The 13,402-nt window shown below is 59.9% G+C and carries 10 protein-coding genes; 2 read left to right on the top strand and 8 right to left on the bottom strand.

Going from position 1 to position 13,402, the window contains the following annotated elements; translation table 11 throughout:
• Nucleotides 1-33 precede the first annotated feature (33 nt).
• The 6 genes from FDY93_RS14205 to leuC all read right to left on the bottom strand — a co-directional run bounded on the left by FDY93_RS14205 (nt 34) and on the right by leuC (nt 9,136).
• Nucleotides 34-3,132: a FimV/HubP family polar landmark protein gene (locus tag FDY93_RS14205; RefSeq protein ID WP_138236419.1), complete on the bottom strand. Its 3,099-nt coding sequence runs from the start codon at nt 3,130-3,132 to the stop codon at nt 34-36.
• A gap of 310 nt (nt 3,133-3,442) precedes the next feature.
• Nucleotides 3,443-4,438: an Asd/ArgC dimerization domain-containing protein gene (locus tag FDY93_RS14200; protein WP_138236418.1), complete on the bottom strand. Its 996-nt coding sequence runs from the start codon at nt 4,436-4,438 to the stop codon at nt 3,443-3,445.
• Between the two features lie 288 nt (nt 4,439-4,726).
• Nucleotides 4,727-5,842 carry an aspartate-semialdehyde dehydrogenase gene (gene asd / locus FDY93_RS14195; RefSeq protein WP_138236417.1) on the bottom strand — a complete coding sequence of 372 codons (1,116 nt, stop codon included), beginning with the start codon at nt 5,840-5,842 and terminating at the stop codon, nt 4,727-4,729.
• Nucleotides 5,843-5,936: 94 nt separating this feature from the next.
• The gene (leuB, locus tag FDY93_RS14190; RefSeq protein ID WP_138236416.1) at nt 5,937-7,010 is read right to left on the bottom strand and encodes a 3-isopropylmalate dehydrogenase; all 1,074 of its coding nucleotides are present in this window, start codon (nt 7,008-7,010) and stop codon (nt 5,937-5,939) included.
• A 36-nt stretch (nt 7,011-7,046) separates the two neighbouring features.
• A complete protein-coding gene (gene leuD, locus FDY93_RS14185; protein ID WP_138236415.1) occupies nt 7,047-7,694 on the bottom strand; it encodes a 3-isopropylmalate dehydratase small subunit in 648 nt (215 codons plus the stop codon).
• On the bottom strand, nt 7,691-9,136 hold the full coding sequence (gene leuC / locus FDY93_RS14180; protein WP_138236414.1) for a 3-isopropylmalate dehydratase large subunit: 1,446 nt from the start codon (nt 9,134-9,136) through the stop codon (nt 7,691-7,693). Before leuC ends, leuD begins: the two co-directional genes overlap by 4 nt.
• Before the next feature lie 120 nt (nt 9,137-9,256).
• On the opposite strand from leuC, the gene FDY93_RS14175 reads away from it, so the two are divergent.
• Nucleotides 9,257-10,135, top strand: coding sequence for a LysR family transcriptional regulator (locus tag FDY93_RS14175; RefSeq protein WP_105101491.1), 879 nt, complete (start codon nt 9,257-9,259; stop codon nt 10,133-10,135).
• A gap of 118 nt (nt 10,136-10,253) precedes the next feature.
• Nucleotides 10,254-11,039, top strand: a complete 786-nt coding sequence (locus tag FDY93_RS14170; RefSeq protein ID WP_138236413.1) for a TIGR04219 family outer membrane beta-barrel protein — start codon at nt 10,254-10,256, stop codon at nt 11,037-11,039.
• A gap of 78 nt (nt 11,040-11,117) precedes the next feature.
• Here FDY93_RS14170 and aroC read toward each other — a convergent pair whose 3' ends face one another.
• Both aroC and prmB read right to left on the bottom strand, forming a co-directional pair.
• Nucleotides 11,118-12,218 carry a chorismate synthase gene (aroC, locus tag FDY93_RS14165; RefSeq protein ID WP_138236412.1) on the bottom strand — a complete coding sequence of 367 codons (1,101 nt, stop codon included), beginning with the start codon at nt 12,216-12,218 and terminating at the stop codon, nt 11,118-11,120.
• Nucleotides 12,219-12,349: 131 nt separating this feature from the next.
• A complete protein-coding gene (gene prmB / locus FDY93_RS14160) occupies nt 12,350-13,279 on the bottom strand; it encodes a 50S ribosomal protein L3 N(5)-glutamine methyltransferase (protein WP_138236411.1) in 930 nt (309 codons plus the stop codon).
• Nucleotides 13,280-13,402 lie beyond the last annotated feature (123 nt).

Here is a 13,402-nt window from a genome sequence, read left to right as displayed (position 1 = left end):
GCTGTAGATAGCGTGAATAAATCGTACTGAGAATCAGCCCATGCGCGCGAGCATGTCTTTGGCGCGCTGCTGATGTTCACCGGCGGCCTCTTCCACCACCTCTCCCAGAATCTCGCGGGCGCCGTCTTTGTCGCCCATATCCAGGTAGGCCTGGGCCAGCTCCAGCTTGGTGCTGACTTCATCACTGCCTTCCAGCAGGTTCAGCTCGGAATCGAGATCGTTTTCCAGATTAAAGCCCAGATCACTCAGAGCTTCGTCATCAGTGGCGGGGGCAGGAACAGGCGTTTTCTGGCTTGCGGATTCCTCGGCCACCGCAACATCCAGGTCCTCTTCCAGATCCAGGCTGGTGTCAGTGCTTCCAGCGTCCAGCTCTATATCGCCCAGATCATCCAGATCACCGAGGTCAATGGCATCAAGGTCGATGGAATCGAAATCCAGATTATCCAGACTGCCATCATCACCGGAGACCTCGATGCTGTCGCTCACGGATGCGGTTGTATTGCTGGAGGCATCGTCACCGTCCAATGTCAGCTCGCTGTCTTCGCCCATCGGGGTCAGGTCCAGCTCGAAATCGAGACCACTTCCTTCCGCCGCAGAATCTGCACCAGAAACCGACTGCTCCGTTTCAAGCGCAAAGTCGGAATCCAGATCGAGGCTGTCCAGCCCCTCAAGACCGTCCAGACTGTCGAGATCCAGCTCGCCATCCGCAATCAGATCCTCAAGCTCCCCGCCGCCTTCCGCCTCGGACCTGGTCTCGGGCTCGGCACTGGTGCTCAGATCGAAATCGAACGCGGTGTCTTCTCCGCTATCCAGAGAAGAATCTTCCAGCGCACTGCCGAAATCACTTTCCAGATCATCGCCCAGATCCAGGTCCAGGGAGAAGTCATCGTCGGCTTTGACGGATGGGGACGCGGTCTCGACGGTATCGTCGTCGAGATCCAATGACAAATCGTCCAGATCGCCCAGGTCGTCCAGCGCAAAGTCTTTATCGTCGTTCGCCGTTTCCGCAGCGGCAGATGAAGCATGCTTGCTGCCGGAGAATTCGTCGAGGTCGTCGAAGCTCGCTTCGAGGTCGAAGCCGGCACCGTCGAAATCGTCGCTCATGTCGTCGAGCTGCGCGGCTTCCAGGGATTCGCTGGAGAAGTCCATTTCCGGAGCCACGAAGGGCGCTATGCCGGGAATGGTTTCGCGCAGGCGTGCGGCGCGATCTGCCGCAGGGCCATCGCTGTAACTCAGCAGCTGGCGGTAATGATCGTCAAATTGCTCGGCATTCTTCTGCTGGGCGTACACCTCCAGCAACATCAGGCGTGCATCCACATTGGCGGGTGCCGCCTTGAGACCGGTCAGCAACTTGGCCTCGGCCTCCTGGTACTGCGCCAGGGACAGGTGGATTTCCGCCTCGCCGATCGGATCGTCGGTTTCCACTTCGCCCAACTGGTCCAGATCGAAACTTTCGCTGGCTTCCAGCTCTTCCACGGCAGCCAGGTTGTCGTCTTCTTCGGCAAAATCGACAGACTCCGTCTGAGCGCGCTCCGCGGCCATTTCCGCCTCGACCTGACGGATGGCCTCCTCCTCTTCCTTGCGGCGACGCCAGGCGAGGAAGCCGAACAGCGCCACTACCAGAGCGCCGGCACCGGCACCGATGGGCACAATATTATCCATTACGCGCTCAACCAGGGTCGGTTCGGGGCGGGTCTGCACCACCACGCGGTTGCGCGTTTCGTCTTCTACCGGTGCTGCCTCAACTGTCTCCGGCTCACTGATCGCGGCCGGTTCCTGGACGGCATCCACGCTGTCGTTGTCTGTAGCGACGTCCGCGGTGTCTTCCGCGGCGATATCCTCGATGCCAGCATCAACGGCATCGGACTCGCTGCTCTCGAGCGACTGCTCCGCTGCGGTCTGCACCGCCTGCAGTTCGTCGTTAGAGACTTCCACCATGCGCTCCATGGTGTCGATCTGTTCGTTGAGTTCGCCGATGCGCTCCTGCAGTTCGGCATTCTCCAGGCGGGATTTATCCAGCTCTTCCTCGCTCACCGCCAGCTCGCCCTCAAGGGCCTCGCTTTCACCGGTGCCGCTGCCGGAGCCGGACAGCACGGATTCGTTGTCGCCGGGTGCCGCGAGGGACACGCGGCCCTCCAGCGTATCGCTTACAACGGTTTCTTCCGTTGCCGCGCGCCCGTCCAGTGGCGCGCCGGTAACATCGGCATCGCCCACCCGCTCGCGCCAGGAATCATTCTGGGTCGCCACCTGGGCAACCGCTTCAGTGCGCGTCAGGCTGCGCACTTCATCGGTGGTGGGCAGGCGCAGCACCGCACCTTTCTTGAGCAGGTTGATATTGTTGTTGATGAACGCCTCTGGATTGAGGCGCTGGATTGCCAGCATGGTCTGCTGCACAGACACCTCACGGGTTTCGCGGCTGTCGCGCGCAATCTCCCACAGGGTTTTGTTGGCTTCCACCGGGCCGTATACGCGGCTGCCGGAATCCGCGGCGCTTCCACTCTGCGGCGCAGGCTGCAGATCAGCGGGCTCATCAAAGACTTGCGGTGCCGGTTCAGCGGGTGCGGCCTCCTGGGGAGGCTGATATTCCGATTCGGGCTGCTGCACCGGCGCCTGTACAGGCTCCGGCTGGCGCTTCTGCACGGTGGGTTGCAGCGGCTTCTGTACTGGCGCATCTCGGCGCACCTGCTGACGCTCGCGCTCGGCAGCTTGAACCGGCTGGGCAGCGGTATTGGTGGAGAAGGCCGGGAGGTCCATCAGCAGGGTGTACTCCCGCAGCAGACGGCCGCTGGGCCAACGGGTTTCCACCAGGAAATTCAGGAAGGGTTCGCGGATCGGCGCGCGGCTGGAGATACGCACCACCGGCTCACCGCCAGAGTAATCGACGCTGAACTGCAGTTCATTGAGCAGGTAGGTACGATCGACGCCAGCGCGCTCAAAGTCCTCGGAACTGGCCAGGCGCACCTTGATTTCATTGTCGTCAAGGCCGCGTGTCTGCAGCAGTTTGATTTCCGCATTGAGAGGTTGGTTCAGAGTTGAGTTCAGTTTTATCTCACCCAGACCAAGCGCCAGAGCCCCATTACCCCCCAGTGCGCTGACCAGACCAACTGCTAGTGCCAGCTTTTGCACACGCATAACCGATTCCCTTTATTTTTAGAATCACTCCGGCATCTGTCTGTTCACCACCCAAAGCGCCAAAAACAGAAGCCGGATCGCGCGAAAAACCGCGCGTTTTTTAAACAAAAGAACCAGTGTTCATACACCAGGCTCTACTCTCCGGCGAAGCTCTCCAGCGAAAGTCCGCCCCCCGATAAAGACTCAGCCCCTCGGGTTTCCTCAAACATTTTTCCGGCAATACCCCCCAGGCAGTGCCGCGCCCTATCCGGGGTAACCCATTGAGCAATGTTAAGAAGAAACCTTCAGAAAGGTCGCTAAGTATTAAATATCAATGGGTTTTTAGCAACAAGTGGACAAACTGTACACAGTTTATTGCGATGTCTTTCCGCAAATTGTCGGATGCTGCACAGAAATTGATCCACGCCGGCCCGAGCAGTCCGCTGCGCAGGCGCCCTACCAGGGTGTTCTCGCTGCCCACGGCATCCTGCGCCGAAGGGCGCTCGCGCATTTCAAGGCGTGCACCATTGGCCAGCAGGCCGCGCACCGTGGCGAGTTCCACCGGCGCTTCCAGTTGCACACTCAGGTTCGCCAACTGGCCGTGAAATACCGACGCCGTATTGATGGTGGTGTCGAACGCTATGGAGTCGCCAAGCAGGCGGCGCAGTTCCAACACCAGCGCCAGCTCGCTGACACTGTGACCACTTTCCAGCAGAGCTTCTGCAGAACTCAGGTGATTGAACGCAAGTCGCTGCCCGGTAGTTTCATCCACATCCGGCTCCTGGCCATTGAACAGGCGCGCGGTCTGCGCCGCGGTGGCGTCCACACAGGATTTTCCGAGGGCCGATACCGGCTGATTCAGCACCACTTCAACAGACTTCAGCTGTGACCTCAGCGGAAACAACGCCTCAGCAACCATCGCCGCAGCGGCACCCGGCACCGCAACCACCCTGCGCTCCACCGCTTGAAGCGCCTCCGCATTCAGCAGCGGATGAATCAGCGCAACGGATTCATCGCCGCGACTGATACCGGCGGCATCCACCACCCAGGCGCCGGCCTCTTCCGCCTTGGCCATTGCAGCCATCGCCGCATCACCGCCGGTCAGCAGCAGCACTACCTGCTCCGGAGTGAATACAAAGTCCTTCAGCGGCACGACCGGAATACTGCGATTGGCAAAAACCTGCGGGTCGGCCTCCGCTTCATCGCCCACGACCAGCTTCAGCTGCGCGGGCGTAACGGTATTGCGCTCCTCGAGGATTTCCAGCAATGCATCAAACGGCGCACTGCCGACGCCAAGGATCACCAGTTCCCGGTTGGATTCAGTCATATCTGTACTCATTGGGTGGTTCGTCTGCTTTTACGCCAGTTCGGCGATAAATTCAGCAGCGTGAAAAATGCGGGGATTATACGCGTGACGCGGACGGAGGGAAGCCGCCCCCAGCCAGGGGCAGCGAATTGCGCGCTATAAAGTCTCAAGGCGCCTTTAAAATCGTCGCGAGCGGGTGTCTGGTGGTACCCGCCGGAGCGCAAGAAGCGGAATGTATGAGTAATACATGAGCATTCTGAGCACCGCCGGGTGCCGCCAGACGCACGCGCAGTAGATTTTTAAGGTGACTTACAGCTTGCCGAGCAGGATCAGCAGTACACGACGCAGCGGTTCGGCGGCGCCCCACAGCAGCTGATCACCTACGGTGAATGCGTTCAGGTACTCCCCCCCCATGCTCAGCTTGCGCAGGCGGCCCACCGGAATATCCAGCTTGCCGGTTACCGCGGTGGGAGTCAGCTCTTTCACGGTGATGGCGCGGTCGTTCGGCACGACTTTGACCCAGTCGTTGGCAGAGGCGATCAACTGTTCGATTTCTGCCAGCGGCACATCTTTTTTCAGCTTCACGGTAAACGCCTGGCTGTGGCAGCGCATGGCGCCAATGCGTACACAGGTACCGTCCACCGGCACAGTAGCGCTGGTGCCGAGAATCTTGTTGGCCTCCACCTGCGCCTTCCATTCCTCGCGGCTCTGGCCATTTTCCAGCTGGGTGTCGATCCACGGCAGCAGACTGCCGGCGAGCGGTGCACCGAACTCCGCGGTGGGGAAGTCACCGCCGCGCATGGTTTCCACCACCTTGCGGTCGATATCCAGAATCGCGCTGGCGGGGTCCGCCAGTTCCGCGGCCACGCCGTCGCGGATCGCACCCATCTGGGAAATCAGCTCGCGCATGTTCTTGGCGCCGGCGCCGCTGGCCGCCTGATACGTCATGGAGCTGACCCACTCCACCAGGCCCGCCTTGAACAGGCCGCCCAGGCCCATCAGCATCAGGCTGACGGTGCAGTTGCCACCGACGTAGTTTTTCACGCCGGACTCGATGCCGCGGTCGATGACATCGCGGTTCACCGGGTCCAGTACAATGATGGCGTCGTCCGCCATGCGCAGACTGGAGGCGGCGTCGATCCAGTAACCGTTCCAGCCACTTTCACGCAATTTACCGAAGACTTCCTTGGTGTAGTCACCGCCCTGGCAGCTGATGATCGCATCCAGCTCCGCCAGCGCTTCCAGATCGTAGGCGTCTTTTAACGGCGCAACTTCCTTGCCGATATCCGGCGCAGCGCCGCCGGCATTGGAGGTGGAGAAAAATACCGGCTCGGCGATGTGCGCGAAGTCGTTTTCTTCCAGCATGCGGCCCATCAAAACGGAGCCGACCATACCGCGCCAGCCTACGAATCCTACTTTGTTCATTTCTTTACCCTGTTGAATCTGTTTGTTTACTGGATCCCGGAGCGGCCGCGCCGCATGAATAAAGAGACCGGGATGACGTAATTAATGAGGCCTGTCAGAGAGCGGCGACGACGGCGGCACCCATTTCGGCGGTGGAGACTTTTTTGCAGCCTTCGGTGTAGATGTCGGCGGTGCGCAGCCCCTGATCCAGCACCTTGCTCACCGCCGCCTCGATCGCATCTGCAACGTCGCCCATATCCAGCGAGTAACGCAGCATCATTGCCGCAGAAAGAATGGTAGCGAGCGGGTTGGCAATACCCTGCCCGGCGATGTCCGGCGCACTGCCGTGGCAGGGTTCGTACAGACCGAAGCCGCTTTCGTTCAGCGACGCGGAAGGCAACATGCCGATAGAGCCGGTGAGCATGGCGGCGGCGTCGGACAGGATGTCGCCGAACATATTGCCGGTCACCATCACGTCGAACTGTTTGGGCGCGCGCACCAGCTGCATCGCCGCGTTGTCCACGTACATATGCGAAAGCTCCACATCCGGATATTCCGGTGCCAGGCGATCCAGTACCTCGCGCCACAGCACGGTGACTTCCAGCACGTTGGCCTTGTCCACGGAACACAGCTTGCCGCCGCGCTTCTGCGCGGCTTCAAACGCGGTGCGGGCGATGCGCTCAATTTCGGACTCTTTATATACGTAAGTATTGAAGCCCTGCTTTTCGCCGTTTTCCAGCGTGCGAATACCACGCGGCTCACCGAAATAAATACCGCCGGTAAGTTCGCGCACGATCAGGATGTCGAGACCGGAAACCACTTCCGGTTTCAGCGAGGAAGCATCGGCCAGCTGCGGATACAGAATGGCCGGGCGCAGGTTGGCGTAGAGGCCGAGCCCGCTGCGGATTTTCAGCAGGCCTTTTTCCGGGCGGATGGCGCGGTCGAGCTTGTCCCACTTGGGACCACCCACCGCACCCAGCAGCACTGCATCGCACTCGCCGGCCTTTTTCAGCTCGGCATCGGTCAGCGGTTCACCGTGGGCGTCGATAGACGCACCGCCGATCAGGCCTTCGCTAAATTCGAGGCCCAGGCCAAACTTTTCATCGGCGGTTTTCAGCACCGCAACTGCCTGCTCGACAATTTCCGGGCCGATACCGTCGCCCGGAAGGATCATGATTTTCTTGCTCATCAGCGTTTCCTGTATTCCTTTTATTCCTTTGCGCGATCACTTCACCGCGTCAAACAACCAGGGCGCCTGTTCGCGGCGTTTGGCTTCGTACGCGCGAATATCGTCCGCATCCTCGAGAGTGAGACCGATATCATCAAGGCCGTTCAGCAGGCAGTGTTTGCGGAACTCGTCCACCTCAAACGCAATGGTTTCACCGTCAGGTTTGATAATCTGCTGTTTCTCCAGATCGATGGTCAGCTGGTAGCCCTCGTCCGCGTACATCTCCTGGAACAATTGCTCGACGGTGTCTTCGTCAACAACGATCGGCAACAGGCCGTTCTTGAAACAGTTGTTGAAGAAAATATCCGCAAAACTCGGCGCAATCACCGCGCGGAAGCCGTAATCGTCCAGCGCCCAGGGCGCGTGCTCACGGCTGGAACCGCAGCCGAAATTCTTGCGCGCCAGCAGAATGGAGGCACCTTTGTAGCGCGGAAAATTCAGCGGAAAATCCGGGTTCAGCGGACGCTGACTGCAATCCTGACCGGGCTGCCCCTCATCAAGGTAGCGCAGCTCGTCGAACAGGTTCGGGCCGAAGCCGGTGCGCTTGATGGATTTCAGGAACTGCTTGGGAATGATCAGATCCGTGTCCACATTGGCGCGGTCCATCGGCGCGACAACGCCGGTTACCTGAGTAAACGCTTTCATTTCACCCCCCCAAATTCACGCACATCCACAAAATGACCGGCAATCGCCGCCGCCGCCGCCATACTCGGGCTCACCAGATGGGTGCGGCCGCCGTAACCCTGACGGCCTTCAAAGTTGCGGTTGGACGTGGAGGCACAGTGCTCACCGGCGCCGAGTTTGTCCGCATTCATCGCCAGACACATGGAGCAGGAGGGCTCGCGCCACTCGAAGCCCGCCTCGATAAATACCTTGTCGAGCCCTTCTTTCTCTGCCTGCGCTTTCACAGACTGGGAACCGGGCACCACCAGTACCTGCTTCACGCTGTCGGCTTTCTTGTGACCCTTGGCCACTTCCGCCGCCGCGCGCAGGTCCTCGATACGGGAGTTGGTGCAGGAGCCGATAAATACGCGGTCCAGATTGATGTCGGTAATCTTCTGGCCAGCGCTCAGTCCCATGTATTCCAGCGCGCGCTCGATACCGGCTTTTTTGGTGGCATCGCTCTCGTCCGCAGGATTGGGCACTACAGCGTTTACCGGCACCACCATCTCTGGTGACGTACCCCAGCTCACCTGCGGCTCAATCTCTTCGGCTTTCAGCTCGACGATCGCATCGAAGTGTGCGCCGTCGTCCGAATGCAACCGGCTCCAGTTTTCCACCGCGCGATCCCACTGCTCGCCCTTGGGCGCGTAGGGTTTGCCTTTCACGTAGTCCAGGGTGATCTGGTCCACCGCCACCATGCCGGCACGGGCACCGCCCTCGATGGCCATGTTGCAGATGGTCATGCGACCTTCCATGGACATAGAGCGGATCGCGGAACCACCGAACTCGATGGCATAACCGGTGCCGCCGGCGGTGCCGATCTTGCCGATGATTGCCAGTACCACGTCTTTCGCGGTCACGCCCGGACCGAGTTCACCGTCCACACGCACCAGCATGTTCTTCATCTTTTTCTGGATCAGGCACTGGGTGGCCATCACGTGCTCCACCTCGGAGGTGCCGATACCGTGGGCCAGTGCGCCCAGCGCGCCGTGGGTAGAGGTATGGGAATCGCCACACACCACGGTCATACCCGGCAGGGTCACGCCGGTCTCAGGGCCGATCACGTGCACAATGCCCTGACCGGGATCGTTGATACCGAACTCGACGATGCCGAAATCCTTGCAGTTCTCGTCCAGGGTCTTGACCTGGATACGGGACACTTCGTCCTGGATACCTTCGATACCTCCGGCGCGCTCTGCAGCGTCGGACGGCACGTTGTGGTCCGGGGTGGCCACCACGGAATCCGTGCGCCAGGGCTTGCGGCCCGCCAGGCGCAGGCCTTCGAATGCCTGTGGTGAGGTCACCTCGTGAATCAGGTGACGGTCGATGTAAATCAGTGCGGTGCCGTCGTCGCGGCTTTTGACAAGGTGGTCTTGCCAGAGCTTGTCGTAGAGCGTCTGCTTCTTATTTTCAGGGTGGCCCATAGCCCCATCTCCTCTATGGATAACATGCGGGAGTCTAGGGGGGGCATTGAATAACATCAATTTATATTTATTATATGGCGCATTCGTTTTTGGAATACGCCAACAAGGTAGGCAAATACCATGGAAATTCAGTGGCTTAGAGCCTTCCTCGCCATCGCCGAACAGGGCTCCGTGTCGGAAGCCGCGGAGCAGCTGCACCTCACCCAGCCCGCGGTGAGCAAGCGCCTCGCCTCCCTTGAGCAGCAACTGGGCGCCCCCCTGTTCGACCGCATCGGCCGCAAACTCCAGCTCACCAACGCCGGCCGCGCCCTGCTGCCGCGCGCCCGCCATATTCTCAACGAAGTGAGCGACGCGGAGCGGGAACTCAGGAGCCTCGGCGAAACCATCGGCGGCAGCCTGCGCATTGCCACCAGTCACCACGTGGGTCTGCACCATCTGCCGCCGGTATTGAAGGATTTCAGCACCCGCTACCCGGACGTCGCCCTGGATATCGACTTCCTCGACTCCGAGCAGGCCTACGAGGCCCTGATGGCTGGCGAATACGAACTGGCCGTGGTCACCCTTGCACTAAAGGACTACCCCAGCCTCAACGCCCAGATCATATGGCCCGACCCCTGTGTCGTGGTGGCCGCCCCGGATCATCCGCTGGCGCAGATGCCCGAACTCGACCTGCCGGCTCTCGCCCAGTACCCGGCCATCCTGCCGGACATGAACACCTATACCGGGCGACTGATCAAGCGCGAGTTCGACGCCCACGGCCTCAAGCTCACCGCCAAACTCGCCACCAACTTCCTCGAGACCATCAAGATGATGGCGGGCGTCGGCCTCGGCTGGAGCGTACTGCCGAAAACCCTGGTGGACGAGACCCTCGCCGAGCTGCCCATGCCGCAACTGAGCATCGTGCGCAACCTCGGCATCATCTACCACCGCAACCGCACCCTCAGCAACGCCGCCAACGCGCTGCAGCAGCTGCTGTTCAAGGAGGCGCGGGGGCTCTGACCGAGGTGTAAGGACCAGTCAGATGCAGAGTAAAAAAATCTCAAAATCGCCAACTGGTCAGGGAAACTTCATGTAAACCCGGTAGAATGCGTCGCAAAATCCAATGGGAGAGACTCCAATGAAAAAAATAACCCTGGCCTTCTGCGCCGCCCTGGCCTCCGCCGGTGCCAGCGCCGACACCATTCTCGGTTTTGATGCGACTCTGGGCGCGTGGAAACCCGCCTACAGCGGCAAGATCGGTGTCGACAATTTCAATGTGGACGAGTTTGCCCTCGCCGAAGATAACGTCACCTTTATTCAGGCTGCACTGGAACACCCGATCCCGCTGATCCCGAACATCCTGTTGGCACACAGCAAGATTGAAACCAATGGCTCTACAGAGATCACTGACGAAGTTACCTTCGACGATGAGACGTTCCGAGCGTATTCCACCGTGAGTGCGAACATGAGCCTGACTCACACCGACGCCACCCTGTACTATGAGATTCTCGACAACTGGGTGAATTTGGATTTGGGCTTAACCGCCCGCATGTATGATGGTGAATTTAACGCGACCGGTCAGGGCGGGATCGTATGCATTCCCACTGTTCCCTCAACCCCCTGCGGCGATACGCAATCTGAAACCATCGAACTCTCCGGCGTTCTGCCCATGGTCTACGGCGTAGCCCGCTTCGATCTGCCCTTCACCGGCTGGTCCATCATCGCTCAGGGCAATGGCACCAGCTACAAAGGTGACCGTCACACCGACCTCACCGCCAAAATCCGCTGGGACTTCGTACCCGCGCTGGACTTTGCCATTGAGGCCGGTTACCGCTCCATGACCCTGGATGTGAAAGAACTGGATGCATTGCAGAGCGATCTGGAAATCAAGGGCCCCTACCTGGGCCTGAACCTGCACCTCTGATTCTCAGGCGGCAGTCAATAAAAAAGGCGGAGCGCGCAAACGCTCCGCCTTTTTTGTATCTACCGGCCTGGCCGGAAATCAGGCTGGCTCACCCGCCGGAATCTTCAGACCAAATTCCACATCCCCATTCTGCCCCCGCTGGCGCAGCACATGATCCATCAGCACGATCGCCATCATCGCCTCGGCAATCGGCGTTGCGCGGATGCCGACACAGGGATCGTGGCGGCCGGTGGTGACCACTTCAATCGGGTTGCCGTTGATATCCAGGCTTTTACCGGGAATACGCAGGCTGGACGTGGGCTTCAGCGCGATATGCGCAATGATCTCCTGGCCGCTGGAGATACCACCCAAAATTCCACCGGCATTGTTGGACTGGAAGCCATCTGCGGTAATCTCATCCCGGTGTTCGGTGCCCTTCTGCTCCACCGACGCGAAGCCCGCACCGATCTCCACGCCTTTTACCGCGTTAATGCTCATCAGCGCATGGGCAAGATCCGCATCCAGGCGGTCGAAAATCGGCTCGCCGAGACCAGCGGGGACACCACTGGCGTGTACGGAGATACGCGCACCGATGGAGTTGCCCTCCTTGATCAGGGCCTGCATATACGCCTCCATCTCCGGCACCTTGCTTTCATCCGGGCAGAAGAAGGGGTTCTGATCGACCTGGGACCAGTCGAGCGTCTCCACCTTGATCGGACCGAGCTGCGACAGATAGCCGCGAACCTCGATCCCGAACTGCTGCTTCAGCCACTTTTTGGCAATAGCGCCGGCCGCAACGCGCATGGCCGTCTCGCGCGCCGACGAGCGGCCACCGCCGCGATAATCCCGCAGGCCGTACTTGGCCCAGTAGGTGTAATCGGCATGGGCCGGGCGGATCTGCTCGGCGATATTCGCGTAATCCTTGGAGCGCTGGTCGGTGTTCTCGATCAGCAGACCGATGGGCGTACCGGTGGTCTTGCCCTCAAACACACCGGAAAGGATTTTGACTTCATCCGCCTCGCGACGCTGGGTGGTGTAGCGGGAAGTACCCGGCTTGCGGCGGTCCAGCTCCAGCTGGATTTCCTCCGCGGAGATTTCCAGCCCGGGCGGGCAACCGTCGACGATGCAGCCCAGCGCCGGGCCGTGGCTCTCGCCAAAAGTGGTGACACAGAACAGCTTGCCAAATGTGTTGCCCGACATATCCGGAATTCCCTACCCCAGTGAATTATTCGATTTCTTTCAGCGATATTTGTCGATGAAAGCCGCGCATTATAGAGGAATATGCCGCAGCAGGCTCGCAGGATTCCGGGCGCGGCAGTCCGGTTGAACGATCAACCGGCACCCTTTTCAAAAAACGGACGACAGGCCAGCAGGTCTTCACGGGTCAGCATAAAGACCCCATGACCGCCATCCTCGAGTTCGGGCCACACAAACGGCACCTGCGGATACGCTTCCTCCAGCGCCAGCCAGCTGTTTCCCACCTCGCAAATCAGAATTCCCTCGGGCTGCAGATAATCCGGCGCTTCCAACAGCAGGCGGCGGGTGAAATCGAGGCCATCGTCACCGGACCCCAGTGCCAGCCCCGGTTCGGCGTGATATTCCGCAGGCATCTCCGCCAGATCCCGCGCATCCACATAGGGTGGGTTGCTGACAATCAGGTCGTAGCTGCAGCCCGCGAGCCCGGCAAACAGGTCTGACTGCACCGCCCGCACCTGCTCGTTCAGATCGTGACGGTTGATATTGATTTGCGCCACCTCAATGGCATCCGCGGAAATATCGCTGACATCCACCCGCGCATCCGGAAAAGTCTCTGCACAGGCGATACCGATACAGCCGCTGCCACAGCACAGATCCAGAATCGCCAGCGGCTCCTCGACAAGCCACGGCTCAAAGCGCTGGCGGATCAGCTCGCCGATGGGGGAACGCGGCACCAGCACCCGCTCATCCACATAAAACGGCATGTCACAGAACCATGCCTCATTGGTGATATAGGGGGCCGGCAGGCGCTGGTTGATGCGTTTTTCCAGCATATCCATCACCCGGTTGCGCTCATCCATGGTCAGGCGCGCGGCGAGAATGTCCGGCTTGCTGTCTACCGGCAGGTACAGCGCGTGAGTGACCAGCAAGACAGCTTCGTCCCAGGCATTGTCGGTTCCATGACCGAACCAAAGGTTTGATTCATTAAAACGGCTGGTGCCCCAGCGGATGTAGTCCAGCACTGTGTGCAAATCCTGCAAAGTGGACTCACGTTTCTCTATCATTGGCGAAATTCCTTAATTACCGGCACCTGGTTTTTTGCCGCTTTACTACCGCAGCACAAAGGCTTAGGGTAGCGCACCCTCTGGAGCCCCTGAACATCGGCCCTCCGCAGCCACACGGCGCGG

The organism is Microbulbifer harenosus (assembly GCF_005771435.1).
Classification (GTDB): domain Bacteria; phylum Pseudomonadota; class Gammaproteobacteria; order Pseudomonadales; family Cellvibrionaceae; genus Microbulbifer; species Microbulbifer harenosus.
Note: the sequence above shows the minus strand (reverse complement) of the source record. Positions and strands in the feature narration are given on the sequence as shown.

What these genes read in the sequence shown, in the direction of transcription:
- FDY93_RS14200 (WP_138236418.1), bottom strand. Translation starts at nt 4,438, where the DNA reads ATGACTGAATCCAACCGGGAACTGGTGATCCTTGGCGTCGGCAGTGCG.
- asd (WP_138236417.1), bottom strand. Translation starts at nt 5,842, where the DNA reads ATGAACAAAGTAGGATTCGTAGGCTGGCGCGGTATGGTCGGCTCCGTT.
- prmB (WP_138236411.1), bottom strand. Translation starts at nt 13,279, where the DNA reads ATGATAGAGAAACGTGAGTCCACTTTGCAGGATTTGCACACAGTGCTG.
- FDY93_RS14205 (WP_138236419.1), bottom strand. Translation starts at nt 3,132, where the DNA reads ATGCGTGTGCAAAAGCTGGCACTAGCAGTTGGTCTGGTCAGCGCACTG.
- aroC (WP_138236412.1), bottom strand. Translation starts at nt 12,218, where the DNA reads ATGTCGGGCAACACATTTGGCAAGCTGTTCTGTGTCACCACTTTTGGC.
- leuC (WP_138236414.1), bottom strand. Translation starts at nt 9,136, where the DNA reads ATGGGCCACCCTGAAAATAAGAAGCAGACGCTCTACGACAAGCTCTGG.
- FDY93_RS14170 (WP_138236413.1), top strand. Translation starts at nt 10,254, where the DNA reads ATGAAAAAAATAACCCTGGCCTTCTGCGCCGCCCTGGCCTCCGCCGGT.
- leuD (WP_138236415.1), bottom strand. Translation starts at nt 7,694, where the DNA reads ATGAAAGCGTTTACTCAGGTAACCGGCGTTGTCGCGCCGATGGACCGC.
- FDY93_RS14175 (WP_105101491.1), top strand. Translation starts at nt 9,257, where the DNA reads ATGGAAATTCAGTGGCTTAGAGCCTTCCTCGCCATCGCCGAACAGGGC.
- leuB (WP_138236416.1), bottom strand. Translation starts at nt 7,010, where the DNA reads ATGAGCAAGAAAATCATGATCCTTCCGGGCGACGGTATCGGCCCGGAA.